Consider the following 25,456-nt stretch of genomic DNA (forward strand, 5'->3'; position numbering starts at 1 on the left):
CGTGATGGCCGGAGACGGGGTATCAACATATCTGGCGTTGATTTTTGGCACGCTGTTGAGTTCTCAAGGAACGGACGCTTCCTTTGTACTCACCCGAGAGACTCTCTCGCGGCTTTCCTCCGGGCGCTTCCCTTCGGTGTTCCAGACTCTATCAGTGTTTTTCCGGCCTCCTGACCACCGTTCCGCAGGCATGCAGAAGGTGACCCCGAGATAGGATCTGACAAGTTTGGTGCTGCCAGGCAAGGACGCCTAGTCGCGTCACTCAGCCCCAAGCAGGAGTACGACTGTACACGCGGCCGTGGAGCCGGTGCAAATCCATTTGCGGTATGGTCTAGACCACTCTGGAGTGCTCGCGCGGAACCGGCACTTCATGTGACATACCCTGCTGAACAGTGTGCCGTCCGGCACTGGCAGCGACGGCCCATAACGATCTCCACCCCTGGGAGGCTTCCCATGACCACCGTCACGTCCCCACTTGCAGGACGCGCCGTCGGACTGGCGTCCGTACCGGATCCCGTCTTCTCCGGGGCCATGGTCGGCCCGGGCACCGCGATCGACCCCGTGCGTGAGCCCTCCGAGGCCGTGTCTCCCGTGGACGGAGTCATCGTCTCTCTTCACCCGCACGCCTTTGTCGTCGTCGACGAGCAGGGTCACGGTGTACTCACTCACCTCGGTATCGACACCGTGCAGCTCAACGGCGAGGGCTTCGAACTGCTCGTGAAGAAGGGCGACACCGTCACGCGTGGCCAGAGCATCGTGCGCTGGAACCCCGCGGCGGTCGAGGCGGCCGGCAAGTCGCCGGTGTGCCCGGTCGTGGCGCTCGAGGCCACCGCCGAGGCCCTCTCCGAACTGCGTGACGACGGCGATGTGAAGGCCGGCGACAGTCTCTTCGTCTGGAAGTGACTCGAGTGCCGTCGTCGGACGGCATGTAGGGACGACAACCACCGCGGCGGCTGCACCCGCCGCACTATCGGAGACGGGTGAGATGGAGACAACGCTGCGAGGCGTCGGCGTGAGCCACGGTGTGGCCATCGGCGAGGTTCGGCACATGGGAACGGCGGTCCTCGAACCGCCCGCCAAGGCGATTCCGGCCGAGGACGCGGAGCGTGAACAGGGGCGCGCCCGCAAGGCCGTGGAGGCTGTGGCAGCCGACCTCATGGCGCGCGGCAATCTGGCGGGGGGTGAGGCCCAGGCGGTGCTCGAGGCGCAGGCCATGATGGCCCAGGACCCCGAGCTGATGTCGGATGTGGACCGGCGTATCGCCGTGGGCAGCACGGCCGAGCGTGCCGTGTACGACGCGTTCGCGGCGTACCGCGAGCTGCTGGCCGGTGCCGGTGAGTACCTCGCCGGTCGCGTCGCCGACCTCGATGACGTGCGGAATCGTATCGTCGCCCGGCTGCTGGGGGTCCCGATGCCGGGCGTCCCGGACAGCGACGAGCCCTATGTCCTGGTCGCTCGCGACCTGGCCCCGGCCGACACTGCGCTGCTGGACCCGACGCTCGTGCTCGGCTTCGTCACCGAGGAGGGTGGGCCGACCAGCCACAGCGCCATTCTCGCGAGGGCGCTCGGTGTGCCCGCCGTGGTCGCGCTGCCTGGCGCCGGTGAGCTGGCCGAGGGCACAGTCATCGCGGTCGACGGCAGCACCGGCGACATCTTCGTGAACCCGAGTGAGGGTAAGAAGGCCGAGCTGGAGGCAGCGGCGGCCGCGCGCAAGGCCGCGCTCGCGGCGTCGACGGGGCCGGGTGCCACCGCTGACGGCCACAAGGTGCCGCTGCTCGCCAACGTCGGCGGTCCCTCGGACGTTCCGGCCGCCGTCGAGGCGGGCGCCGAAGGTGTCGGTCTGTTCCGTACCGAGTTCCTGTTCCTCGACGACAGCAAGAAGGCGCCGTCGGAGGAGAAGCAGGTCGAGGCCTACCGGCAGGTTCTCGAGGCCTTTCCGGAGGGCCGGGTCGTCGTGCGTGTCCTGGATGCGGGTGCGGACAAGCCGCTGGACTTCCTGACGCCGGCCGATGAGCCGAACCCGGCGCTGGGTGTGCGTGGCCTGCGGACCCTGCTGGATCACCCCGAGGTGCTGCGGACGCAGCTGACGGCGCTTGCCAGGGCCGCGGAGGGGCTGCCCGTCTACCTCGAGGTCATGGCCCCGATGGTGGCGGACCGCACCGACGCCAAGGCGTTCTCCGACGCGTGCCGTGAGGCCGGGTTGCAGGCGAAGTTCGGTGCGATGGTGGAGATTCCGTCCGCTGCGCTGCGGGCCCGCTCGATCCTCCAGGAGGTCGAGTTCCTGTCGCTGGGCACCAACGACCTCGCTCAGTACACCTTCGCCGCGGACCGTCAGGTGGGTGCGGTGTCTCGACTTCAGGACCCGTGGCAGCCCGCGCTGCTCGACCTGGTCGCGCTGTCCGCGGAGGCCGCGAAGGCGGAGGGCAAGAGCTGTGGTGTGTGTGGTGAGGCCGCTTCGGACCCGTTGTTGGCGTGTGTGCTGACCGGTCTGGGTGTCACCTCCCTGTCCATGGGCTCGGCGTCCATTCCTTATGTCCGGGCGACGCTGGCGAAGTACACGCTGGCGCAGTGCGAGCGTGCCGCCGCGGCGGCACGGGCGGCGGACAGCGCCGAGGAAGCTCGCAATGCCGCGCAGGCGGTGCTGTCGGGCGAGTAGCCGACCGGCCGTATGGCTGCATGCCTTCTTGAGGGGCGCTCCGCCTACCGGTGGAGCGCCCCTTGTGCGTTCAGTGCTGGTGCCCGGGTGCCACTGAGTCACCTCCGAGGTCGGGCGGCACGCAGTAGTCGACTCCTGATTCCGGGGAGATGAGGTCTCCGGAATCGATGTCGGTGCAGTACGCGTCGAAGACCTCTCCGGCGGTGAGGGGTTCCAGCCCTTCCCCGCGGAGGCGCCATCCGTAGATCCGGTCGGAGGTGCCGGTCTCGCTGGTCCGCATCACGAGGCCGCCGGGGCTTCGGGTGGCGAGGCCGAGGGCGAGGACCGTGGTGAACTCCAGTGCTTCGGCCTCGTCGAGGCGTGTGCCGCCCTGGTCGTCCTCGTCGGCGTGCAGGACGGCGAGGAGGGTTTCCGGGGTTCCCGTGACGCTGCAAACGAGGTGCCGGTGGCCGGGCGGGGCAGTGTCGAGGATGCGTACGAGGAGGTGGGAGGCGCGGGTGAAGGCCGCGCGGCCGATGTCCTCGCCACAGGTGGCGCAGGAGCCGAGACGTGCCAGGAGTGTGGCGGCGTACTCCCAGGTGGCTTGTCGTACCGCCTCGTCGACCAGGGCCGGGACGAGGTCCGCCAGCGGTTGGCCGTCGTAGGCGATGGTGGGTCCGGTGGTCGCGAGTTCTGCCGTGAAGCGTGTCCGGCTGGACGGGATGTCGGGGTCGAGGCCGGCTGCCGTGCAGTACTCGGCGTATTCGTGTGGGTCGAAGAGGGCGATGGTCGTATGGCTGCCCTGGGAGGCCCGTGTCCTGAGCAGGGCCTCCATCTGTTCCAGATAGATCTTGTGGTCGTCGAAAGTGAAGGTGCGGTAGCGCCGCATGGCGGAGAAGTCGTGCTCGTCGGTCAGCAGGCCGATCGTGCCGGCGATCTCGCGGCGCAGGACGCGTCGCATCGTCTGGTGGTCGGTGCGCGCCATGTTTCCCCCTTGTGCACAGTCGATCAATGCTCACTCACAGTAACCGGCGGCACTGACAACGGCGTCGGGGCGAGGGGTCAGGCGCGCTTGCGGGCGAGGTCCTCGTAGAAGTGGAGGAGGTCGAGGTTGTCGATGGAGCCGGGGTTGACGGCCTTGTCCAGGGGTGTGCCCTGGAGGAGGCGCTTGACCGGGACCTCGATGCGCTTTCCGGTGAGGGTGTGGGGGACGCCGGGGACCTCGATGATCTCGTCGGGGACGTGCCGGGGGGAGAGCTGTTCGCGGATGGTCTGCTTGATGCGGTTGAGGAGGGACTCGTCGAGTGTGGCGCCGGGTGCCAGGTGGACGAACAGGGGCATCCAGTAGCCGCCGTCCGGCTGTTCGATGCCGATGACGAGGGATTCCTTGATCTCGGGGAGGCGTTCCACGGCTTCGTAGATGTCGGCCGATCCCATGCGGACGCCCTGGCGGTTGAGGGTCGAGTCCGAGCGGCCGTGGATGACGACGGAGCCGCGTGAGGTGACGGTGATCCAGTCGCCGTGGCGCCATACGCCGGGGTAGGTGTCGAAGTAGCTGTCGTGGTAGCGGCTGCCGTCGGGGTCGTTCCAGAAGTGGATGGGCATGGACGGCATGGGGTTGGTGACCACGAGTTCGCCCACCTCGTCGACCAGGGGTTTGCCACTGGGGTCCCAGGACTGGAGGTCGGTGCCCAGGCCGGGGGCCTGGAGCTCGCCGATGTACACGGGCAGCGTGGGCACGGCGCCCGCGAAGCAGGAGCACACGTCCGTGCCGCCGCTGACGGAGGCGATCCAGAGGTCGTCACGGACCTCGTCGTGCAGCCAGCGGAAGCCGTCGGGGGGCAGTGGCGATCCGGTGGTGGCGACGCACTGCACCTTGGTGAGGTCGAAGTCGCGCGCGGGGTGCACGCCGGCCTTGCGGCAGGCCATGACGTAGGCGGCCGAGGTGCCGTAGAGCGTGGCTCCCGTGCGTTCGGCGATGCGCCATTGGGCGCCGGTGTCGGGATAGCCCGGGCTGCCGTCGTAGAGGACGATCGTCGTTCCGGTGAGGAGGCCGGAGACGAGGAAGTTCCACATCATCCAGCCGGTCGAGGTGTACCAGAAGAAACGGTCCTCGGGGCCCAGGTCGCAGTGCAGGCCGAGTTGTTTGAGGTGCTCGACGAGGATGCCGCCCTGGGACTGGACGATGGCCTTGGGCAGGCCGGTCGTGCCGGAGGAGTACAGGACCCAGAGAGGGTGCTCGAAGGGCACCTGCTCGAAGACGGGTTCCTCGTCGGCGGCGGTCAGGGACGACCACTCCAGGGCGCCCTCGGGGGCCTCGGTGCCGAGGACCGGGATGTGCACCACGGCTCGTAGCGTGGGCAGTTCGCGACGCAGTTCGGCGACGATGTCGCGGCGGTCGTGTTCCTTGCCGCCGTAGCGGTAGCCGTCGACGGTGAACAGCACGACGGGTTCCACCTGCTGGAAGCGGTCGAGGACGCTGCGGGCGCCGAAGTCGGGGGCGCAGGAGGTCCACACGCCGCCGACGGCGGCCGTGGCGAGGAGTGCTACGACGGACTGCGGGATGTTCGGGAGGTAGCCGCTGACGCGGTCTCCGGGGCGTACGCCGAGGGCGCGCAGCTCGGCTGCGAGGGAGCCGACCTGGCGGCGCAGTTCGGCCCAGGTCACGGGGCGGGGCTCGTGGGATTCGTCGACGTGGAGGAGTGCGGGTTCGTCGGCTCGGGTGGCCGCGGCGCGCAGGGCGTGCTCGGCGTAGTTCAGGGTCGCGCCGGGGAACCACTGGGCGCCGGGCATGGAGCGGTCGCCCAGCACGCGCGCGAAGGGGGTGGAGAAACGTACGTCGAACCACTCGGTGACGGCTTTCCAGAAGGTTTCCAGTTCGTCGACCGACCAGCGGTGCAGGGCGGCGTAGCCGCCGTCGGCGGGGGCACCATGGTGTTCGGCGGCCCAGGCCTGGAACTCGCTGACCTGTGCTCGGGCGATGCGCTGCGGATCTGGCTGCCAGAGCGGTTGAGGGTTCACGATCGACATGGCGGCTCCCGGACTGTGCGCGTCGTGTGCGTCCTCCGCGCAAGGCTGGGGTGTGCGCGTGACGCGGATGACACGGACGATGCCATGTGATCGACTTCTGCACCAGGGTGCGCCCCACATAGTCGGTGTCGTGAAGATGTGCTCCCAGCACGGGTGAACGGCAGTTGAACGGCACGCGCGTGTGGGGCGGTCGGTGGCAGGCTGAGCAGCATGGACGGTCGTGACCTGGTGCGTTCGATGAAGGTGGTCGGTTCTGTGGGGGCGGCCCAGGGGTTGCGTACCGTACGAGCGGCGTGGCGAAGGAGGCGTGCGGACGCCGCGGGGCTGCCGCCCCGGGGTGCCGAGCGGGCTCGTGTGCCCGGGCCCGTGCAGGAGGTGCGGCCGGGTCCCGGCGGTGGTGTCATCCGGTTCAGCCGGTCCGAGCTGCGGGTCTCCGTGACGGTGACCGGTGCGGTCTTCTGGGGCTGGGACGGGGCGGCTCCGGAGCCGTCGTACGCGCTCGCGGGACGGTGTCCGGAACCGGATCCCCGGGCGGTGCTGGAACCCGACAAGGACGGCGGCTGGCGGGTGGTGGCCGAGCGGGTGACCGTCGTCATCTCGCGGCACGGCGCGGTGGAGGTGCAGACGCCCGGTGGTGTGACGTTGCGGCGCGACCTGCCGCCGCGCTGGTGGGAGCCCGTCGGGGGCGGTCAGGCTCGGTGGATGCAGCGGTCGGAGGTGGCCGCGGACGCCCGGTTCTTCGGGCTCGGCGGACGGTCGTCGGGGCCCCGGCTCAAGGACGGCACCTACCGGCTGTGGAACACCGACCCCGGCCGTCCGTTCGGTCCCGGTGACGACCCGCTGTACATCACCATGCCGGTACAGCTGGTCGTGGCCGACGCGGCCACGCACCTGGTGTTCCACGACAGCTCCTGGGACGGCACTGTGGCCCTGCGGGAAGGCGAGGAGGGCGCCGGCTCCGGCCATGATCGGCCGGGGACCAGCGAGCTGCGGATGGACGGCGGTCCGCTGCGCTGCTGGGTGATCGTGGGTACTCCCGCGCGCGTACTGCTCGTCTGGGCCTCCCTGACCGGTGCGGCCGCCCTGCCGCCCGCATGGGCGCTGGGCCACCATCACGCGCGGTGGGGGTTCGGCAGTGAGCAGGAGGTCCGGCGGATCGTTTCGGGGTACCAGGAGCGGGGACTGCCGCTGGACGCGGTCCATCTGGACATCGACCACTACGACGAGCACCAGGTGTTCACGGTCGACCATGAGGCGTTCCCCAAACTGCCTCAGCTCGCGGAGGACCTGCGGCAGGACGGGATCCGCCTGGTGTCGATCGTCGATCCCGCGGTCAAGGCCGCCCCGGGCAACGCCGTGTACGACAGCGGGACGGCCGAAGACGTGTTCGTACGGGACTCCTCGGAGCAGCTCGTGCGGGGTGTGGTGTGGGCCGGGGAGTCGGTCTATCCCGACTTCACGCACGCGCGCGTGCGTGAGTGGTGGGGTGGGCTGTACGAAGAGCGGTTGGCGCAGGGGTTCTCGGGTTTCTGGCACGACATGAACGAGCCCACTTCCTTCACCGCTTTCGGGGAGTCGACCTTGCCGCGCTCGGCCAGGCACTCCCTTGAGGGGCGGAGCGGCGACCACAGGGAGGCGCACAACGTCTTCGGCCTGTGCATGGCGAGGGCGGGCTACGAAGGGCTGCGTGAACTGGCGCCCGGGGAGCGGCCTTTCGTGTTCTCGCGTTCCGGCTGGGCCGGGATGCAGCGCTACGGGGGCACCTGGTCAGGGGACGTCGCCACGGGCTGGCCCGGGCTGCGGGCGTCGCTGTCGCTGGTGATGGGGCTCGGGCTGTGCGGCGTGCCGTACTCGGGGCCGGACGTGGGCGGGTTCGACGGGAGTCCCTCGGCGGAGCTGTATCTGCGGTGGTTCCAGCTTTCCGCGTACCTGCCGCTGTTCCGTACGCACGCGAGTCTTCGGGCGGGGCGCAGGGAGCCGTGGGAGTTCGGTCCGGAGGTTCTGGAGCACGCGCGCGTGGCGCTCGTCGAGCGACGGAGGCTGCTGCCGTACTTCGTGACGCTGGCGCATCTGGCGCGGCGCACGGGGGCGCCCTATGTGCGTCCGCTGTGGTGGTCGGCGCCCGAGGACCGTGTCCTGCGGGACTGCGAGGACGCGTTTCTGCTGGGCGACTGTCTGCTGGTGGCGCCGGTGCTGGATCCGGGCGCCGATCGGCGTGCGGTGCAGTTGCCGCGTGGGCGTTGGTACGACACGGCGACGGAGAGGGCGTACGAGGGTCCGGGGCAGGTTCTCCTCGACGCGCCCATGTCACGGGTCCCGGTGCTGGTGCGGTCGGGTGCCGTCGTCCCGGTACGTGGGGACGACGGCGGACTGGAATTGGAGGTGTGGGCGCCCGCCCAGGGACGTACCGGGGGCGGGCTGGTCGTGCCGGACGCGGGTGACGGTTGGGACGAGCCGGAGATCGAGCGTTACGTCACCCGCTGGGAGGGCTCCAAGGTGGTCGTCGAGCTCGACCACGAGGGCGGTCTGATCCCCTCGCCCCGGCCGGCACGCGTGCGCGGGCTCGGGTAGCGCCGGGATCAGACGGCCGGATCAGATGTAACGGCCCTCGAAGAACGCCCGTACGGCCAGCGTGTGCAGCGGGAAGGCAAGCTCCTCCGGCCTGCGCAGAAGGTGCCAGCCTTCGGTCTCGTCGGTGGCGGCCGAGGTCGGAAGGCGCTCGGCGGGCCGTTCCGGGAGGAGGCCGAACAGCAGCAGGTGCCCGTCGGGAGAGCTCATGGCGTCTACGAGGCGCACGTCGCGGCCGGCGGCGTCGATGCCGGTCTCCTCCCTGAGCTCGCGGACGACGGCCTGCCGCCAGTCCTCACGGTCATCCATGTAGCCGCCGGGCAGGGCGATGCCGCCGCGCGCGGGGGCGATGGTTCGGGTGATGACGACCAGGGCGGTGCCCTTCGTGTCGTACACGGGCTGGAGCGCGATGGCCACCGGCAGCGGATTGCGGTAGGCAACGGCCCCGCACACCGGGCAGGTGCGCGGCCAGCCGGAGACGCCCTCTCCGTAGGGCGCGCCGCAGCTCGAACAGTGTGAGTCCGCTGCGGAGTTGGGAACGGAGGCTTGAGATTCGGACACGCGGCGGACTGTATCCGATCAGTGGAAGGGCGTCTTCCGGGGGCCGGTCACTAGTGCCTCGTAAGGGCTTTCGAGGAGACAGGGAAGTCGAAGTAGGTGTCCGGATAGGGCTCCGGCTTGTACGTGTAGTGCCACCACTCCTCGGCGAGGTTCACGAATCCGAGGGCTTCGAGGGTGCCCTTGAGCAGCAGCCGGTTGGCGCGCTGTCGGCCCTGGATACGCGGATCGAGGGTGTGTGACAGGGTGTCGAAGCAGTCGAAGCCGGTGCCCATGTCGACGGAGTTGTCGGGGAAGCGCTCGCTCCGGGGCGCGTAGCAGGGCACCAGGGGCTCGCCCGGTAGGTACGGCCTGGTGGGCCTGGCCGGCAGCCTGACGACGGTCAGGTCCACCGTGGAGCCACGGCTGTGGCCGGATTTCTCGGCGATGTAGCCGTCCAGGAACAGCCGGGTCTTGTCGACGTTCGGGTAGAACTCGCCCTTCATGGCCTCGTCGACAAGGTCCTCGGCCCAGCGCACGAAGTGGTCGACCGCGCGCTGCGGCCGGTAGCAGTCGTACACCTTCAGTGTGTAGCCCTGGCGCACCAGCCGCTGTTGGGCCTTGTGGAGTGCTTCGGCCGCGGGTCGGGTGAGGATGCACAGGGGTTGGCGGTAGCCGTCGATGCGCTCGCCCACGAAGTTGTGCGGGGTGAAGTACCGCATCTCCTGGACGATGGTGGGGTCCACGCTTCTGAGCGCCACGAAGTCCTTCGGCGCCTTGGGCTCGGTCTTCGCCTGGGCGGTGGCGGGGGCTGCGGTCACGGCCAGCAGTGTGGCGAGCGTGGTGACCAGTCCTCGTACCGCGGTCGACAGTCGTGTCATGTCTCCTGCATCTATCAGGAGTTGGGCCGGACGGGGAAGCGGTCGCACCGCGGGTCCACCCTCAAGGCCGAACCTGTCGCACCCTGCCGCGTTCTCGTCGCCCATGACACACTTCTGACGTACCGTCAGATTCGATCGGGAGGGGCTCATGCCACGCACGCGCACACCTGTGGTGGCCGGGTGGTTCGCCGGTGAAGGGGAGAACTTCTGTCTCGTCGGCACCCGCTGCGCCGCCTGCGCCTCGGTCTTCTTCCCCCGTGAGGACGCCCACTGCCGCAACCCCGGTTGCCCGGGCGGCCATCTGGAGGAGGTGCCTCTCTCACGGCGCGGGCGTGTCTGGTCCTACACGGACAGCCGGTACCGGCCTCCGTCACCCTATGTGACCGATCCGGAACTTCCGTGGGAGCCGCACACGTTGATCGCTGTGGAGCTGGCACCCGAGCGCCTGGTGGTGCTGGGGCAGGCGACTCCCGGGGTCACCGTCGCCGATCTGACGGTGGGCATGGAGGTGGAGGTCGTTCCCGGCGTGCTCCATGAGGACGCGGAGACGATCTGGACGACGTGGCAGTGGCGGCCGACGGGGGTGACGGCATGACGGACGACGTGGTGGTGCTCGGCGCGGGCATGCATCCATGGGGCAAATGGGGGCGCAGTTTCGTCGAGTACGGCGCGGTCGCGGCCCGCGCGGCACTCGCCGACGCGGGACTGGAGTGGCGGGACATCGAGTCGATCGTCGGCGCGGACACCGTGCGAGGCGGCTACCCGGGGTATGTGGCCGGGGCGACCTTCGCCAAGGCGCTCGGTTGGCAGGGGGCCCGGGTCACGAGCGTCTACGCGGCGTGCGCGTCCGGGGCCCAGGCGATCAACACCGCGCGGGCGCAGATACTTTCGGGTCAAGCGGACGTGGTGCTCGTGGTGGGCGCCGACGCGGCCCCCAAGGGGTTCTTCCGGCCGGCGGGCGGGGACCGGCCGGACGATCCGGACTGGCTGCGCTTCCGCGTCCTCGGGGCGACGAATCCGACCTACTTCGGGCTGTACGCGCGTCGGCGGATGGCCGTACACGGAGACACACCGGAGGACTTCGCCCAGGTCAAGGTGAAGAACGCCGCCTCGGGCGCGCTCAATCCCTACGCCCGCTACCGCAAGCCGGTCACCGCCGAGGAGGTGGCCGCCTCCGCCGTGGTCGCCGACCCGCTGCGGCTGCTCGACATCTGCGCTACGTCGGACGGAGGGGCGGCGCTCGTGCTGGCCGGCACGGAGTTCGCACGTCGGCACGGCGGTGCGTACCCGGTGCGGATCCGGGCGGTCTCCACCGTGACACCGCGCTTCCCCAGCACCGTCCTGGACCTGCCGGACATGGCGACGGACTCCGCGGTGGCCGTACAGCCCGCAGCCGAGACGTTCCGGGAGTCGATCGCGCGCGTGGCCTACGAGGAGGCGGGCATCGGACCCGAGGACCTCTCGTTCGCGGAGGTCTACGACCTGTCCACCGCGCTGGAGTTGCAGTGGTACGAGGATCTGGGGCTGTGCGGCCGGGGAGAGGCCGTGAAACTCCTGCGGGAGGGCGCAACGGGTCCGGGAGGACGGATACCCGTGAACGTCAGCGGCGGTCTCGCCTCTTTCGGCGAGGCGGTCCCGGCTCAGGCCATCGCCCAGGTGTGCGAGCTCACTTGGCAGCTGCGGGGCGAGGCGGGCGACCGGCAGATCGCCGGGGCGCGCGTGGGCATCGCGGCGAACCAGGGGCTGTTCGGGCACGGGTCGGCGGTCGTCGCGCTGCGCTGAGGCGCGGCCGTGCGAGGGGCCTCGGGCCCGTTCCCACGGACGTGGCGGCGCCCTCGCGCGACCCACATCCATCAGCATTTATCTACGCTGTGTGAGCAGGCAGGAAGCCTGCGTGAACGTCTTATGAACTGGGCTCGGGCGTGCTTCGGCGGAGTCATCATTCTTCCGTGCAGTCCTGGACGGATACTCTCCGCTTCGCTTTCCAACCGGTGGTCAATCTGACGACCGGTGGAGTCGCGGGGCTGGAGATACTCGCCCGCCCGGAGACCGGCGACGTCCTGGCCGAGGCCCGCCGCAATCCCGAACTCGACGGCCGGCTCGCCGTGTTGGCGTTCCGTGCGGCGGCTCGCAAGGAAACCCTGTTCCCGCTGTACGTCAACGTGTTCGCCGGCACCCTCGCCGACCTCGGTGGGCTCACTCCGCTGCACGACGCCGTGCGGGCCGCGGGGCGGCTGCCCTGGGAGGTGACGATCGACATCTGCCCGCCGTACACGCATGTGCCGCAGCAGGCGCTCCTGGAGGCCGTCGGCGCGCTGCGGGAGCAGGGCTTTCGGATCAGCGCGGACGGCGTCGGCGACGGGGACATCCCCCTGCGGCTGCTCACTGACCTGGCGCCGGAGCTGGTGAAGCTCGACGCTTCGCTGCTGGCGCGGCCGGCGGCCGTAGGGGCGATGCGGACGCTGTGCGAGCGGCTAGGGGCGCTGCTGTGTGTCGAGGGCGTGGAGACGGAGCTCCAGTGCGCGTCCGCGCGGTCGGCGGGCGCTCAGCTGGCCCAGGGAGAGCTGTTCGCTCCGCCGGCCCGGCTGCCGGCGGCGGAGGTATACGTTCCGCCACGTTCGTCGGGACTGGCGGTGACACCTCGATCGGGGCCCTCCGTGCGGGAGTTCGTCCGGCCGGCCGCACTGCTGCCGGCCACCGCGTCGGCCGGCCAGGTACGGGCGCTGCTGACCGGGTCGCCGGACGTGTCCGGGGTCCTGTTGGTGGACACCTACGGCGTCCCGGTGCGGTCGATGCATCGCTCGCGGTTCCTGCTGTCGATGTCGGGGCGCTACGGCCATGCCCTCTACGCCGACCGGCCTGCGGCCAAGCTCGGCGACCCGCCGCGCACAGTCGGTGTCGACGCCACCGCGTGGGAGGTGCTGGACGTCGTGGCGGACGGTGGCCGGGACCGCACATCGGACGATGTCGCCGTGGTCGACGCCTACAGCCGGTGCGTGGGCGTCGTACGGCTCGCGGACCTTGTTCGAGCCCTTGCCGAGACCCGGGTCGAGGAGGCCGCCGGGCTCAATCCGCTGACCCGGCTGCCCGGATCGGACGTGATCACCGGTGAGGTGGACCGGCGGATCGCGGACGGGCGGACGTTCGCGCTCAGTTGGCTGGATGTGGACCATTTCAAGCGGGTCAACGACGGGGCCGGGTTCGCGGCGGGCGACGAGCTGATCCGTTCGGTCGGGCGCGCGCTTCAGCACGCGGCCTCGGACAGCACGCGCGTGGGCCATATCGGCGGGGACGACTTCCTGGTGCTCGCGGATCCGGAGGGGCTCCGGCCGCTGGCCACTTCCATGCTCGACGCGGCTTGGTCGGCGGGTGGGCTGCCGATCACGTTGTCCCTGGCCACGGTCCTGTGCGAACCCGGGAGCGTGGCTGACCACCGGCAGGCCGCCTCCTGTCTCGCGCCGCTCAAGAAGGCGGCGAAGTCCCTGAGAGGGGCGAGCTGGGTACTGGGCCGCGCCGGGCTGCCCGGACACGAGATCCTTCGCGGAGTGACGGCGGCCGCGGCCCCGGCCGGGTGCGCGGTGGCGGAGCCGGGCCGAGGGTGAGACGCTTTCCCTCGGGGCCGGCGGTGGCCGAAAGGTGACCGCAGGCCTCAGCACAGCAAGGGACTTCACCCCCTGCGGAGTCCAGCGGGAACTTGGCCTGCCCGTCGGTCTCAGCAGTGTCCAGCTGCCCGTCCCATCCGAGAGTGGGCGTGCCGCGAGCACGGCCGGCGTGGGTCCGTGACCCCTCGGCGCGCCCTGAACCATTGGCGTCGGCGACCTTGACGCCCCCTGGACGCCGGTGAACACTTCCCGGTGTCAGCCGACATCGCCGTACATTCTTGGCGTATTCCACGCACTGCGCCGCACGGTTCCGCCTGTACGAAGGCCTCCTCCCCCACGGGCGATTCGGTTTCGACGGCACGCTCGTCACGGACGCCGGGCGGGGCGCGGGACTTCCCTGCCTTCGGCCGAAGTCGCCATGGGAAACGCACCCCGCACGGAGAAACCGGGGCCGACAGTCCCGGCCAGGGCCTAGGAGCAGCCATGAGCAACGGAGACATCTTCCTCGGTGAGGTCATCGGGACGGCGATCCTGATCCTCTTCGGGGCCGGCGTGGTCGCCGCCGTCGTCCTGAACTACTCCAAGGCGAAGGACGCGGGGTGGATCGTCATCGCCTTCGGATGGGGCTTCGGCGTGATGGCCGGCGCCTACACCGCGGCACCGCTCTCCGGCGGACAGCTCAACCCCGCCGTGACGCTCGGCATCGCCATCGACACCGGGGACTGGGACAAGGTCCCGGTCTACATCGCGGGGCAGATGGTCGGCGCGATCCTCGGTGCGGTGCTGTGCTGGCTGGTCTATTTCGCGCAGTTCCAGGCCAACGCCGACGAGAAGATCGCCCAGCCGACCCTCGGGGTCTTCTCCACCACGCCGACGATCCGCAACACGGTGGCGAACCTGATGACGGAGATCATCGCGACCGTCGCGCTGGTGTTGCCGATCCTGGCGTTCGGCCTGACCGAAGGGCTCGGCGTGTCGGGAACCGCGATCCTGATCGTCTCGTTCCTGGTGGTCGGCATCGGTCTGTCGCTCGGCGGGCCCACCGGATACGCCATCAACCCGGCCCGTGACCTGGGCCCTCGCATCGTGCACTCCCTGCTCCCGATTCCCAACAAGGGCACTTCGGACTGGGGTTACGCGTGGATCCCGGTGGTGGGACCGCTGATCGGCGGAGCCCTGTCCGGGGTCATCTTCAACGCAGCGTTCTGAAGGATCCGACGAAGGGGACGTCATGACGGACAAGTTCGTCGCCGCAATCGACCAGGGCACCACCTCTAGCCGCTGCATCGTCTTCAACCAGGACGGCGCGATCGTCGCCGTCGATCAGCGGGAGCACCGCCAGATCTTCCCCAAACCGGGTTGGGTGGAGCACGACGCCACCGAGATCTGGTCCAAGGTGCAGGCGGTGGTCGCGGGAGCGATAGCGAAGGCCGGACTGCGGGCCGACCAGCTCAGTGCGCTCGGCATCACCAACCAGCGCGAGACGACGGTCCTGTGGGACCGCGCGACGGGCAAACCGGTGCACAACGCGATCGTGTGGCAGGACACGCGTACCGCGGCGCTGTGCAACCAGCTCGGCGGCTCGGACGGACAGGATCGTTTCCGCGAACAGACCGGACTGCCGCTGGCCAGCTACTTCTCGGGCCCCAAGGCGGCCTGGCTGCTGGACAACGTGCCGGGCCTGAGGGCCCGCGCCGAGCGGGGCGAGATCGCCTTCGGCACCATCGACTCCTGGCTGATCTGGAACCTCACCGGCGGCACGGACGGCGGGCAGCACGTCACCGATGTGACGAACGCCGGACGCACCATGCTGATGAACCTGGAGACCCTCCAGTGGGACCCGTCCATCCTGTCCGCCATGAACGTGCCCGAGGCCATCCTGCCGGAGATCAAATCCTCCGCCGAGGTGTACGGGAACGCGGTCGGCCAACTGGCCGGCGTGCCGGTCGCGTCGGCGCTGGGCGACCAGCAGGCGGCCGTGTTCGGGCAGGCCTGTTACGACGTGGGCTCGGCGAAGAACACGTACGGCACAGGCAGCTTCCTGCTGCTGAACACCGGCAACCGGCCGGTGCCGTCGAAGAGCGGGCTGCTCACGACGATGGGGTACAAGATCGGCAGTGAGGCTCCGGTGTACTGCCTGGAGGGCGCGATAGCCATAACGGGCGCGCTGGTCCAGTGGTTCCGCGACCAGCTCGGCATCATCAACACCGCCGACGACATCGAGCCACTGGCGAGGAGCGTCGACGACAACGGCGGCGCGTACATCGTCCCCGCCTTCTCCGGCCTGTTCGCCCCGTACTGGCGCTCCGACGCGCGCGGCGTCGTCACCGGCCTGACGCGGTACGTCACCAAGGGGCATCTGGCCCGGGCCGTACTGGAGGCGACGAGCTGGCAGACCCGCGAGGTCGTGGACGCCATGTTCCAGGACTCCGGGGTCCACATCACGAGCCTCAAGGTCGACGGCGGCATGACCAAGAACAACCTGCTCATGCAGCACCAGGCCGATGTCCTCGACGTGCCGGTGATCCGGCCCAAGATCTCCGAGACGACCTGTCTGGGCGCCGCGTACGCGGCGGGGCTGGCCACGGGCGTTTGGAACGACCTGGACGAGCTCAAGGCGCACTGGGCGAAGGACGCCGAGTGGACACCGTCCATGTCCGCCCAGGAGCGCGACCGCGAGTACCACAACTGGCGCAAGGCGGTGGAGAAGAGCTTCGGCTGGGAAGAGGACGGAGAGGGCTGAGACCACGGCTGAAGCCCGAGGAGGACCGGGCAAAGCCCAGGCTCGAACGCAGAAGTCCAAGAACGGTTCACGCGAGCGTGCTTCACGCGCGCGTGCCGGAGCCACGGCCCGTACCCCGGTCGGCGGGGGTACGGGCCGTGCCCGTACCCGGCGTCAGGTGGTCACGGTCTCCCGGCGATCCGCCTGATAGGCCATGGCGTGCTGGACGACGCCGATGAGGATCTCCTTGACGGACTCCCGGTCGCGGGCGTCGCACAGCAGCAGCGGTACGCCCGCGTCGAGGTCCAGGGCCTGCCTGATGTCCTCCGCCGGGTAACGGTCGGCCCCTTCGAAGCAGTTGACGCCGACGAGGAAAGGTATGGAGCGCCGCTCGAAGTAGTCGACGGCCGCGAAGCAGTCCTCCAGGCGGCGGGTGTCCGCGAGGACGACGGCGCCGAGCGCGCCCTCGGACAGCTCGTCCCACATGAACCAGAAGCGCTCCTGGCCGGGCGTGCCGAAGAGGTACAGCACCAGGTCCTCGCGCAGGGTGATACGGCCGAAGTCCATGGCCACGGTCGTGGTGCGCTTGCCCTCGACACCGCTCGTGTCGTCGACCGGGCGGCCGGCCTCGGTGAGCAGTTCCTCGGTACGCAGCGGCCTGATCTCGCTGACCGCGCCGACCAGGGTGGTCTTGCCCACGCCGAAGCCGCCGGCCACCAGGATCTTGAGCGTGACGGGCTCGACCGGAGGCTTCCCGCGCTCAGAACGCCCGAAGATCATCGATCTCTTCTCCTGCTTGATGGGGGTCGGGCGACGGTGGGCCGTAGCCTCCGCCGCCGGGGGTTTCGATGACGAGTACGTCGTCGAGTCCGACGTCCGCCGAGTCGCTGCCGTCGAGCGCGGTGACCGTGCCGTCGGCCCGTTCGACGCGATTGGCGCCAGGTGCGCCGGGCTCGCCGCCCGCCATGCCGTACGGCGGGACCCGACGGTGCTGGGACAGCGTGGAGACGGTCATCGGCTCCAGGAACCGGATGCGGCGCACGGCACCCTCTCCGCCGCGCCACTGTCCGGCGCCACCGCTGCCGCGCCGCACGGCGAACTCGTCGAGCCGCACGGGCAGTCGCCATTCCAGCACTTCGGGGTCGGTGAGCCGCGAGTTGGTCATATGGGTCTGGACGACGGGTGCGCCGGGGAAGCCGTCGCCCGCGCCGGACCCGGACGCCACGGTCTCGTAGTACTGGTGGCGTTCGTTGCCGAAGGTGACGTTGTTCATGGTGCCGGAGCCCTCGGCCTGGACGCCCAGTGCGGCGTAGAGGGCGCCGGTGATCGCCTGCGAGGTCTCGACGTTGCCGGCGACGACCGCCGCCGGGGGTTCCGGGGCGAGCATGGAGCCGGTCGGCACGATGATGTCGAGGGGGCGCAGGCAGCCGTCGTTGAGCGGGATGTCGTCGGCGACCAGGGTGCGGAAGACGTACAGGACCGCGGCGTTGACCACCGAGAAGGGGGCGTTGAAGTTGGTGGCGAGTTGCGGGGACGTACCGGTGAAGTCGACCGTCGCGGAGCGGTTCGCGCGGTTCACGCGCACGCGTACCCGGATGACGGCGCCGGAGTCGGCCTCGTAGGCGTACTCGCCGTCGTCCAGGGCGTCGATGACGCGGCGTACCGCTTCCTCGGCGTTGTCCTGGACGTGCTTCATGTAGGCCTGGACCACGTCGAGCCCGAAGTTGTCGATCATGCGGGCGACTTCGTCGACGCCCTTCTGGTTGGCGGCGATCTGGGCGCGCAGGTCGGCCAGGTTGGTCTTCGGGTTGCGGGACGGGTACGGCGCCTCGGTGAGCAGGCGGTGGGTCTCGTCCTCGCGGAAGCGGCCGCTCTCGGCGAGCAGCCAGTTGTCGAAGAGGATTCCCTCCTCGTCGATGGTGCGGCTGTTCGCGGGCATGGAGCCGGGGGCGATGCCGCCGATCTCGGCGTGGTGACCGCGTGAGGCGACGTAGAAGAGGATCCGCTGCTCACCCTCCGTGTTCGCCGTGAGTCCTGCGTCGAAGACCGGGGTGATCACGGTGACGTCGGGCAGGTGGGTGCCGCCGTGGTACGGGTCGTTGACGGCGTAGGTGTCACCGGGGCGCATCCGGGGGCCGCGGCGCCGGATGACCTCCTTGACGCTCGTACCCATCGAGCCCAGGTGGACGGGGATGTGTGGGGCGTTGGCCACCAGGTTTCCGTCGGGGTCGAAGAGGGCGCAGGAGAAGTCCAGCCGTTCCTTGATGTTGACGGACTGGGCCGTGGACTCGAGGCGGGCGCCCATCTGTTCGGCGATGGACATGAACAGGTTGTTGAAGACCTCCAGGAGAACCGGATCGGCTTTCGTGTCGAGATCGGAACTCTCCGTAATCGCCGTGCGTTCCATGACCAGATGCCCGTCGTCGGTCGTCGCGGCCTGCCAGCCGTCGTCGACGACGGTCGTGGCACTGGCCTCGGTGATGATCGCCGGGCCGGTGACGGTCTCGCCGGGAGGGAGGGATTCGCGGCGGTGGAGGGGCACGTCGCGCCAGGTGCCGCCGGTGTGGAGGCGGACCGGCTGCGGGGTGTCCGGGCTGCCCTCTTGGGTGGCCGTCGAGGTGGCTTTCGGGGTGGCTTCGCAAGGGGCGAGAGTGGAGAGGTCGGGGGGTTCGGTGATGCCGGTGGCTTCGACGGAGAGGGCTTCGACGACGATCGGTCGGTCGAGGGTGAAGGAGTACGTGGCGCGATGACGTTCTTCGAAAGCACGCCGCATCGTGTCGGGGTCGGTGAGTTCGACGGTGAGGGTGGTGTCGGTGCCGTCGTAACGGAGTTGGGCGCGTCGGGTGACCTGGATGCGGTCCTCGGGGACGTCCTCGTCGAGGAGTTCGCCGCGAGCCGCCGCTTCGAGGTCTTCCGCCGTCTTGTGGACGCCTGGCATCGAATCCGCCTCCAGGGTCGCCTCGACGGACTGTTCGCGCATGGCCGTGGTGTCGGCGAGGCCGATGCCGAGTGCGGAGAGGACGCCGGCCATGGGCGGCACGAGGACGGTACGGATGCCGAGCGAGTCGGCGACCATGCACGCGTGCTGGCCGCCCGCGCCACCGAAGGTGGTGAGGGCGTAGCGCGTGATGTCGTGTCCCTTCTGGACGGAGATCCGCTTCACGGCGTTGGCGATGTTGGCGACCGCGATCTGGAGGAAGCCCTCGGCGACCTGCTCGGGGGTGCGGTCGTCTCCGGTCTGTGCGCGGATCTCGCGTGTGAGGGCACTGAACCGTTCACGGACGAGGGCGTCGTCGAGGGGCTGGTCCCCGTCGGGGCCGAACACCGCGGGAAAATGGGCGGGCTGGATCCGGCCGAGCATGACATTGGCGTCGGTCACGGCCAGCGGGCCGCCGCCCCGGTAACAGGCGGGCCCCGGGTCCGCACCCGCCGAGTCCGGCCCTACGCGGTAGCGGGACCCGTCGAAGTGGAGGACCGAGCCTCCGCCGGCCGCCACGGTGTCGATGTCGAGCATGGGCGCGCGCAGCCGGACGCCGGCGATCCGCGTCGTGAAGACGCGTTCGTACTCGCCCGCGAAGTGCGAGACATCGGTGGATGTGCCGCCCATGTCGAAGCCGATGACACGGTCGAAGCCGGCGAGCTGCGACATCCGGGCCATGCCGACGATCCCGCCGGCGGGGCCGGAGAGGATGGCGTCCTTGCCGCGGAACTGCCCTGCTTCGGCGAGACCTCCGTTGGACTGCATGAACATCAGCCGCACGCCTTCGAGCTGGTCGGCGACGTGCCGGACGTAGCGGCGCAGCACGGGCGAGAGGTAGGCGTCGACGACGGCGGTGTCCCCGCGCGGGACGAGTTTCATCAGCGGGCTGACCTCGCTGGACAGCGAGATCTGCGGGAAGCCGATGCGGGCGGCGAGTTCTCCGACGGCCTGTTCGTGGGCGGGGTGGAGGTGGCTGTGCATACAGACCACGGCGACGGCGCGGATCCCGTCGTCGTACGCCTGCTGGAGAGGGCCGGCGAGAGCGTCCAGGTCGGGGGCGTGCAGGACGGTGCCGTCGGCGGCGATGCGTTCGTCGACCTCGATGACCCGTTCGTAGAGCAGCTCGGGCAGCTCGATGCGGCGGGCGAAGATGTGCGGGCGGTTCTGGTAGGCGATGCGCAGGGCGTCGCGGAAGCCGCGGGTGGTGAGCAGCAGGGTCCGCTCGCCCTTGCGCTCCAGGAGGGCGTTGGTCGCGACCGTGGTGCCCATGCGGACGGCGTCGATGGGGTCCTCGGAACCGTCCAGCAGCTGGTGTACGCCCGCGACGGCCGCGTCGGAGTAGCGAGCCGGGTTCTCCGACAGGAGCTTGTGCGTCAGCAGACGGCCGTCCGGGCGTCGCGCGACGATGTCCGTGAAGGTGCCGCCACGGTCGACCCAGAACTGCCAGCCTGTCACGTCACTACCCCGCTTCCGCGCCGCTCAGAGCGCCCGCAGGCCGTTGATCACGTCGCGCAGAATACTCTCGGCCACCATCTCGGCCGGTGGTACGGGCCGGTTCACATGGACGAATTCCCCGTCCACGAGGTCCCCCACGAGGACCCGCACGACTCCGATGGGCAGATCGAGCTCGGCGGAGAGTTCGGCGACGGACTGCGGGGCGTCACGGCACAGCTCCACGATGTCCACGTGTTCCGGGGACAGCGTCGAGTCGGCGTCCGGATCGTCCGCGTGCGGTTCCGCGACCACCACCGCGATCAGGTCCAGGCGGTGCTGGGCCGCGCTGGTGGTGCGGCCACGCGTCATGGCGTACGGACGGACGACCGGCCCGGCCTCGTCGTCGAACCAGTGGCTTCTTCCCTGACCGTCAGCGCTCATGCCATCCCACTACCCGCCCGAGGGCAGATCGGTGCGCGGAGCGGCGCCCAGATGTACGCCGACCCGCTTGACGAGCAGCGTCATCTCGTAGGCGACCTGGCCGACGTCGGAGTCGGCGTCGGAGAGCACCGCGAGGCAACTGCCGTCACCGGCGGCCGTCACGAACAGGAAAGCGTCGTCGAGCTCGACCACCGTCTGCCGGACGCTGCCCGCCTCGAAGTGACGGCCGACGCCCTTGGCGAGGCTGTGGAACCCGGACGCGACGGCGGCCAGGTGCTCGCTGTCCTCGCGGGTCAGGTCCTTGGACACACCCGTCGGGAGGCCGTCGCCGGAGAGCACGAGGGCCTTGCGGATGCTGGCGACGCGGTCCACCAGGTCGTCGAGGAGCCAGTTGAGCTCTCCGGACTGGTTGGTCGCGGTGTGGCCGGTCGCCTTCGGTGCGGTCATCGACCGTCCCCCTTAGTCGTTCCATGTGGTGCTGTGCCGCTGTGGGCGTCGTCGCCCTCGGCGTTCTCCCGACGGCCGCGCTGCCAGCCGCGCTGGAGTGAGGCCATTCGGCTGCGTACCTCGTCCGCGTCCCGGTCGGCGAGCTCCGGCTTGTCGTCGACACGCTGTGCGGGCCCCTGCTTGAGCTGCGGAGCCAAGTTGGCCTGCCGGACCCGCCGGGGCAGTGTCCCCGCGCCCGAGCCGGTCGGCCGCTCGGCGCCGGCCGAGGTCGGCGGGGAGTCGTCGGGTCCGCTCGACGCGATCGCCGTGCGGCGTGCGCGCATCGGAAGAGCCGGTGGCTCGGACTGTTCAGCGCGGTCACGTCCGGAGGAGGTGGCGGTCTCGGCGCGGTCGTGGACGCGGTCCTGCCCGCCGGAGGCCTCGCCACGGGGACCGTTCGGGCGGCGGCGGGTCGGCAGCGGAGCCAGACCGTTCGGCTCCGGACGGGTCGGGCCCGCCGGAGCCTCCGGTTCGGCCTTCTCCCGCCGGGAGCGCTGTTCGGTGACCGGACGTCCGTGCGAGCTGACCAGCTTGGGTGTACTGCGGCGGGGCAGCGACACCGGGGCGTCGGACCGGTCCGGCCCGCCGGGGATGCCGGTGACGGGGTGCGGTTCGCCGAGCGGACTCTCCGGCTCGGTCTCCGTGGTGGACAGGCCCCGGCGGGGACGGAAGAGACCGCCGCGCTCGGCGTCCTCGTCGTCGAGGTCGTCGGGGAAGTCGCTGAGGGCGTCGAGGTCGACCGGTGCCTCCAGCTCCACGGGGCCGTCCAGCAGGGAGGCGGGCAGGCCGGGCACGCGGGCGGGCACCTGGGTCAGGGCGACCCGGCGCGACTCCTCCAGCTCGGCTTCCTTCGAAGGCACGGGCCGGTCCAGACGGAATCCGATGCCGTTGGTGTCCGGCACGTCGTCGGTGAGCAGCGCGTCGGGGATGAAGACGACGGCGGTGGTGCCGCCGTACGGCGACGGCTGGAGCGAGACGCGGACGTTCTGGCGCTGGGCGAGCCGGCTGACCACGAACAGGCCGAGCCGGTCGGTGTCGGACAGTTCGAACTCGGGCGTCTCGGCGAGCCGGAGGTTGGCGTCCAGCAGGGAATCGGCAGCCATGCCCAGGCCGCGGTCGTGGATCTCCAGGGTGAAGCCGTTGGCGACCCGCTCGCCCAGGACCTGGACTGCGGTGTGCGGCGGGGAGAACACCGTGGCGTTCTCCAGGAGTTCGGCGACGAGGTGGGTGAGGTCGGCGACCGCGGGGCCGGTGACGGCGACGCGCGGCAGGCGCCGCACCTCGATGCGCTCGTAGTCCTCGACCTCGGCGACCGCGGCGCGGACGACGTCCATGAGCTGGACGGGCTTGCGCCACTGCCGGGAGGGGGCGGCGCCGGAGAGGATCACCAGGCCCTCGGCGTGCCGGCGCATACGGGTGGTCAGGTGGTCCAGGCGGAACAGGTCGGCGAGTTCGTCGGTGTCCTCGGTCCGGCGTTCCATGGTGTCGAGGAGGGTGAGCTGCTTGTGCAGCAGGACCTGGCTGCGGCGGGCGAGGTTGACGAAGACCTCGGAGACACCGGCGCGCAGTTCGGCCTGCTTGACCGCGGCCTCGACGGCGGCGCGCTGAAGGGAGTTGAGGGCCTGGCCGACCTCACCGATCTCGTTCTTGTCGTACTCCAGCCGCGGGACCTCGGTCTCCACGTCGACCTGTTCGCCCGCCGAGAGGCGGCGCATCACGCTGGGCAGCCGGACACCGGACGCCTCATGGGCGTCCAGGCGCAGCTGTCGAAGATCACGGATGAGGCTGCGGCCGATGCGTACGGACAGGACGAGCGAGAACAGCAGGGCGAGCAGCCCGAGTACGCCGGCGATGGCCGCCTTGACGATGACGCCCATCGCGACGGGCTGGACCCGCTCCTGATAGCGGCTGCCCGCTTCGTCGTTGAGCTTGCTGAGCTCTTCGAGGACGCTGCCGGCCGCGGTGTCCCAGCTCTTGGCGTCGACCGTGCTGGGCCTGCCGGGCTGGGCGAAGATGACGGCCTGCTCGGCGACGCGCAGCGGGGCGCTGGCCGCGTTCTTCCAGAAGCGCTCAAAACGCTCCCGCTCGGACGAGGGCAGGTCCGTGAGGCTGATGTCGTACATCAGGGTGCGCTGGGCCACGAGGTCGGAGACGTCGCGGGTCTCGTCACGGGTGAGCCTGCCGACCACGAGGGCGCTACTGAGCAGCGCGTCCTCACGGGAGAGCAGCTCGCGGGCCCGGGTGACGTTGAGCAGGGCGCGGGCCTGTTTGTCCATCGCGACGCTGTCGATGCCGTCGAGGGAACCCAGCAGGGCGTAGCAGGGGTCGACGAGCCGGTTGTAGAGGTCGAGTGCCTGGGAGCGGGTGACCGTCCCGTCCTCGACGCTGCGGCGCAGGGAGTTGATGCCGTCGAAGGCGTCCAGGACGGCGGTGAGGCGCTCGGCGTCCCCCGCGTCCATACCGTCGCGCACGTCGGGGTCCTTGGCGTTCTTGCGGATCTCGGAGATGGCGGCGTCGGTCGCGCTGCGAGTGACGCGCAGTGCGGTGAGCGCGTCGGACGCCCGGCGGTCGGCGAGATAGACGAGCGCCTGGCGGCGTTCCTGCTGGAGAACGCGGACGGCGTCCTCGCTGGAGTAGCCGAGCTTCTCGACGAGGGACGACACCGTGAACAGCTGCGCCACACCTCGTCCCGTGAGTACCGTGGCGAAACCCCAGATCGCGGTCAGGGACACCAGCGGCACGAGAAGCAGCGCCACCATCTTCCGGCGGATCGACTTCCCGCGAAAGCGCATGGCCTCCCCCAGCTCACACCCCCACCGGTCCAGGGGGCACACCTGTGCGTCAACAATCGGGCGCGAGCCTACTACCGACGCACAGTTAACTCGAAGAGCCGTCCGGAACCTGAACTTCCGCACTGGCGGCAAGACATGGGGAGTTGTCCGGGCATTGCGGGAGATTGCCTACCGTGATCGCGGAGCCCCGGGGTGGGGAGAACCGGCCGGTCTCCTTGGCCAGTTGGCTGGATTTTTATCTTTCCTGGGAATCTTCGGGCCACGCCATTCGTCCTTCTCTATGGGAAACGGGGGCGGAATGGGCCACAGGAGCCGCATCCTGCCTCCCGCGGGCGTAAATCAGCGCAAGCCGGGCAACCGCTGGGGAGTCGAGTCTTCGGACGCGGGCGAGCGGTCTGCCGGCGGTGGGGAGTGACACGGTGATGGGCACGGCGGAGCGGCGTGAGACGCCCGAGGAAGGCGCCACGGCGCAAGTGAGGGCGCGGCGTGGCCCCGAGGCGCTGGATCGCGACATTCCGGCGGGCGCACGCCCACGGACGCGAAGCCAGGAGTTCCCGGAGGGCGCGAGCGTGATGACGACGGAGGAGGACGACGCGGTGGCCGGCGCTCGTGGTGGGGTGGTGGCGAGGGACGAGGGCGGCGCCGATTCCGCCCGTGACGAGAGTCGGGGCGAGAGTCAGGGGTGGTCGACGTACCGGCCACTGTGGGTGGAGGAGCCCGCGCGGCGGCGCCGGATGCCCGATCCGGTGCGGACGTCGGCGGTGCGGGCCGTGCTGATCATCTCGGTGACGCTGATACAGGCGATGGTGGCCTTCCTGTGCACCCTGGCGGGATCGTGGCTGGCGTTCCCGATGGTGATCAGCAGTGTGGTCAGCACCGTGGTGGCCACCTGGGGTGCCCTGGACGTATGGGTGACCCGCCAGGTGTGGAACCAGCGCAACGGTGTGGTCTCGGCACCGAGCAGCACGGCACGGGCCCTGCGACGCGAGCGGCGCCGGGCGCGGCAGCAGGGGCGGGACGCGGAGCGCGCCCAGGAGCGGATACGTCAGCGGGGTGGGACCGGACAGTTGTCGCACCCCTGAGCCGTCGGACGCCGTGGTCCGGAGGCAGGCGGCTCCAGCCAGGGCGGTTCACGGATCACGCGACAGTCGTACTTCGAGGAACCGGCCTACGTCCCACTGCTGCTGCGCGCCTACGAGCTGTACGAGGATCTGGAGCGGGGGGGGGGGGGGGGGGGGGGGGGGGCGGGGGCCGGGGGGGGGGGGGGGGGGGGGGGGGGGGGGCCCCCCCCCCCCCCGGACGGGGCGTCGCGGTGCCGGGGCCGGGCGTCGCGGTGCCGGGGGCCGGT

At 70.2% G+C, this 25,456-nt stretch carries 19 protein-coding genes; 10 read left to right on the forward strand and 9 right to left on the reverse strand.

Features of this window, described 5'->3' with window-relative positions:
* The 3 genes from ACIQWG_RS27020 to ptsP form a co-directional block, all read left to right on the forward strand.
* Window positions 1-214: hypothetical protein (locus ACIQWG_RS27020; RefSeq protein WP_404100394.1), on the forward strand; the 214-nt coding region annotated here is incomplete at its 5' end.
* A gap of 239 nt (window positions 215-453) precedes the next feature.
* Entirely contained in the window at window positions 454-903 is a 450-nt protein-coding gene (locus ACIQWG_RS27025) for a PTS glucose transporter subunit IIA (RefSeq protein WP_404100396.1), read from the forward strand.
* Window positions 904-985: 82 nt separating this feature from the next.
* Window positions 986-2,656 (forward strand): phosphoenolpyruvate--protein phosphotransferase, encoded by a 1,671-nt coding sequence (gene ptsP / locus ACIQWG_RS27030; RefSeq protein ID WP_404100398.1) that lies wholly within the window; start codon window positions 986-988, stop codon window positions 2,654-2,656.
* 70 nt (window positions 2,657-2,726) lie between these two features.
* Here the strand turns inward: ptsP and ACIQWG_RS27035 are convergent, their stop codons facing one another.
* Both ACIQWG_RS27035 and ACIQWG_RS27040 read right to left on the reverse strand, forming a co-directional pair.
* A complete protein-coding gene (locus ACIQWG_RS27035) occupies window positions 2,727-3,620 on the reverse strand; it encodes a hypothetical protein (protein WP_404100400.1) in 894 nt (297 codons plus the stop codon).
* Window positions 3,621-3,697: 77 nt separating this feature from the next.
* Entirely contained in the window at window positions 3,698-5,665 is a 1,968-nt protein-coding gene (locus ACIQWG_RS27040; protein ID WP_404100402.1) for an acetoacetate--CoA ligase, read from the reverse strand.
* Between the two features lie 210 nt (window positions 5,666-5,875).
* On the opposite strand from ACIQWG_RS27040, the gene ACIQWG_RS27045 reads away from it, so the two are divergent.
* Complete coding sequence (locus tag ACIQWG_RS27045; RefSeq protein ID WP_404100404.1) at window positions 5,876-8,236, forward strand: TIM-barrel domain-containing protein; 2,361 nt, start codon at window positions 5,876-5,878, stop codon at window positions 8,234-8,236.
* Between the two features lie 21 nt (window positions 8,237-8,257).
* Here ACIQWG_RS27045 and ACIQWG_RS27050 read toward each other — a convergent pair whose 3' ends face one another.
* Complete coding sequence (locus ACIQWG_RS27050) at window positions 8,258-8,794, reverse strand: NUDIX domain-containing protein (RefSeq protein WP_404100406.1); 537 nt, start codon at window positions 8,792-8,794, stop codon at window positions 8,258-8,260.
* Between the two features lie 50 nt (window positions 8,795-8,844).
* Window positions 8,845-9,651, reverse strand: a complete 807-nt coding sequence (locus ACIQWG_RS27055; RefSeq protein WP_404100408.1) for a M15 family metallopeptidase — start codon at window positions 9,649-9,651, stop codon at window positions 8,845-8,847.
* 169 nt (window positions 9,652-9,820) lie between these two features.
* Here ACIQWG_RS27055 and ACIQWG_RS27060 point away from each other — a divergent pair, with 169 nt between their 5' ends.
* The 5 genes from ACIQWG_RS27060 to glpK all read left to right on the forward strand — a co-directional run bounded on the left by ACIQWG_RS27060 (window position 9,821) and on the right by glpK (window position 15,996).
* The gene (locus ACIQWG_RS27060; RefSeq protein WP_404101135.1) at window positions 9,821-10,246 is read left to right on the forward strand and encodes a Zn-ribbon domain-containing OB-fold protein; all 426 of its coding nucleotides are present in this window, start codon (window positions 9,821-9,823) and stop codon (window positions 10,244-10,246) included.
* The gene (locus tag ACIQWG_RS27065; protein ID WP_404100410.1) at window positions 10,243-11,433 is read left to right on the forward strand and encodes a lipid-transfer protein; all 1,191 of its coding nucleotides are present in this window, start codon (window positions 10,243-10,245) and stop codon (window positions 11,431-11,433) included. The genes ACIQWG_RS27060 and ACIQWG_RS27065 overlap by 4 nt, the downstream gene beginning before the upstream one ends.
* Before the next feature lie 167 nt (window positions 11,434-11,600).
* A complete protein-coding gene (locus ACIQWG_RS27070) occupies window positions 11,601-13,253 on the forward strand; it encodes a GGDEF domain-containing protein (protein WP_404100412.1) in 1,653 nt (550 codons plus the stop codon).
* A 483-nt stretch (window positions 13,254-13,736) separates the two neighbouring features.
* On the forward strand, window positions 13,737-14,462 hold the full coding sequence (locus ACIQWG_RS27075; protein WP_404100414.1) for an MIP/aquaporin family protein: 726 nt from the start codon (window positions 13,737-13,739) through the stop codon (window positions 14,460-14,462).
* A gap of 22 nt (window positions 14,463-14,484) precedes the next feature.
* The gene (gene glpK, locus ACIQWG_RS27080) at window positions 14,485-15,996 is read left to right on the forward strand and encodes a glycerol kinase GlpK (protein ID WP_404100416.1); all 1,512 of its coding nucleotides are present in this window, start codon (window positions 14,485-14,487) and stop codon (window positions 15,994-15,996) included.
* A 153-nt stretch (window positions 15,997-16,149) separates the two neighbouring features.
* On the opposite strand, the gene ACIQWG_RS27085 is transcribed toward glpK, so the two are convergent.
* The 5 genes from ACIQWG_RS27085 to ACIQWG_RS27105 are packed head-to-tail and all read right to left on the reverse strand — an operon-like array spanning window position 16,150 to window position 24,108.
* Window positions 16,150-16,755, reverse strand: coding sequence for a GTP-binding protein (locus ACIQWG_RS27085; protein ID WP_404100418.1), 606 nt, complete (start codon window positions 16,753-16,755; stop codon window positions 16,150-16,152).
* Window positions 16,736-20,410, reverse strand: coding sequence for a hydantoinase B/oxoprolinase family protein (locus tag ACIQWG_RS27090; RefSeq protein WP_404100420.1), 3,675 nt, complete (start codon window positions 20,408-20,410; stop codon window positions 16,736-16,738). The genes ACIQWG_RS27085 and ACIQWG_RS27090 overlap by 20 nt, the downstream gene beginning before the upstream one ends.
* A 24-nt stretch (window positions 20,411-20,434) precedes the next feature.
* Complete coding sequence (locus ACIQWG_RS27095) at window positions 20,435-20,830, reverse strand: DUF742 domain-containing protein (protein WP_404100422.1); 396 nt, start codon at window positions 20,828-20,830, stop codon at window positions 20,435-20,437.
* 9 nt (window positions 20,831-20,839) lie between these two features.
* Entirely contained in the window at window positions 20,840-21,277 is a 438-nt protein-coding gene (locus ACIQWG_RS27100; protein ID WP_404100424.1) for a roadblock/LC7 domain-containing protein, read from the reverse strand.
* Entirely contained in the window at window positions 21,274-24,108 is a 2,835-nt protein-coding gene (locus ACIQWG_RS27105) for a nitrate- and nitrite sensing domain-containing protein (protein ID WP_404100426.1), read from the reverse strand. The genes ACIQWG_RS27100 and ACIQWG_RS27105 overlap by 4 nt, the downstream gene beginning before the upstream one ends.
* A gap of 422 nt (window positions 24,109-24,530) precedes the next feature.
* On the opposite strand from ACIQWG_RS27105, the gene ACIQWG_RS27110 reads away from it, so the two are divergent.
* Window positions 24,531-25,190, forward strand: a complete 660-nt coding sequence (locus ACIQWG_RS27110; RefSeq protein WP_404100428.1) for a hypothetical protein — start codon at window positions 24,531-24,533, stop codon at window positions 25,188-25,190.
* Window positions 25,191-25,456 lie beyond the last annotated feature (266 nt).

Source organism: Streptomyces sp. NPDC098781 (assembly GCF_044759995.1).
In the GTDB taxonomy this organism is placed as follows: Bacteria; Actinomycetota; Actinomycetes; order Streptomycetales; family Streptomycetaceae; genus Streptomyces.

Excerpts from the sequence above, each read along its gene's own strand:
- ACIQWG_RS27025 (WP_404100396.1), top strand. The coding sequence starts at position 454 with ATGACCACCGTCACGTCCCCACTTGCAGGACGCGCCGTCGGACTGGCG.
- ptsP (WP_404100398.1), top strand. The coding sequence starts at position 986 with ATGGAGACAACGCTGCGAGGCGTCGGCGTGAGCCACGGTGTGGCCATC.
- ACIQWG_RS27035 (WP_404100400.1), bottom strand. The coding sequence starts at position 3,620 with ATGGCGCGCACCGACCACCAGACGATGCGACGCGTCCTGCGCCGCGAG.
- ACIQWG_RS27040 (WP_404100402.1), bottom strand. The coding sequence starts at position 5,665 with ATGTCGATCGTGAACCCTCAACCGCTCTGGCAGCCAGATCCGCAGCGC.
- ACIQWG_RS27045 (WP_404100404.1), top strand. The coding sequence starts at position 5,876 with ATGGACGGTCGTGACCTGGTGCGTTCGATGAAGGTGGTCGGTTCTGTG.
- ACIQWG_RS27055 (WP_404100408.1), bottom strand. The coding sequence starts at position 9,651 with ATGACACGACTGTCGACCGCGGTACGAGGACTGGTCACCACGCTCGCC.
- ACIQWG_RS27065 (WP_404100410.1), top strand. The coding sequence starts at position 10,243 with ATGACGGACGACGTGGTGGTGCTCGGCGCGGGCATGCATCCATGGGGC.
- ACIQWG_RS27075 (WP_404100414.1), top strand. The coding sequence starts at position 13,737 with ATGAGCAACGGAGACATCTTCCTCGGTGAGGTCATCGGGACGGCGATC.
- glpK (WP_404100416.1), top strand. The coding sequence starts at position 14,485 with ATGACGGACAAGTTCGTCGCCGCAATCGACCAGGGCACCACCTCTAGC.
- ACIQWG_RS27085 (WP_404100418.1), bottom strand. The coding sequence starts at position 16,755 with ATGATCTTCGGGCGTTCTGAGCGCGGGAAGCCTCCGGTCGAGCCCGTC.
- ACIQWG_RS27095 (WP_404100422.1), bottom strand. The coding sequence starts at position 20,830 with ATGAGCGCTGACGGTCAGGGAAGAAGCCACTGGTTCGACGACGAGGCC.
- ACIQWG_RS27100 (WP_404100424.1), bottom strand. The coding sequence starts at position 21,277 with ATGACCGCACCGAAGGCGACCGGCCACACCGCGACCAACCAGTCCGGA.
- ACIQWG_RS27105 (WP_404100426.1), bottom strand. The coding sequence starts at position 24,108 with ATGCGCTTTCGCGGGAAGTCGATCCGCCGGAAGATGGTGGCGCTGCTT.
- ACIQWG_RS27110 (WP_404100428.1), top strand. The coding sequence starts at position 24,531 with ATGGGCACGGCGGAGCGGCGTGAGACGCCCGAGGAAGGCGCCACGGCG.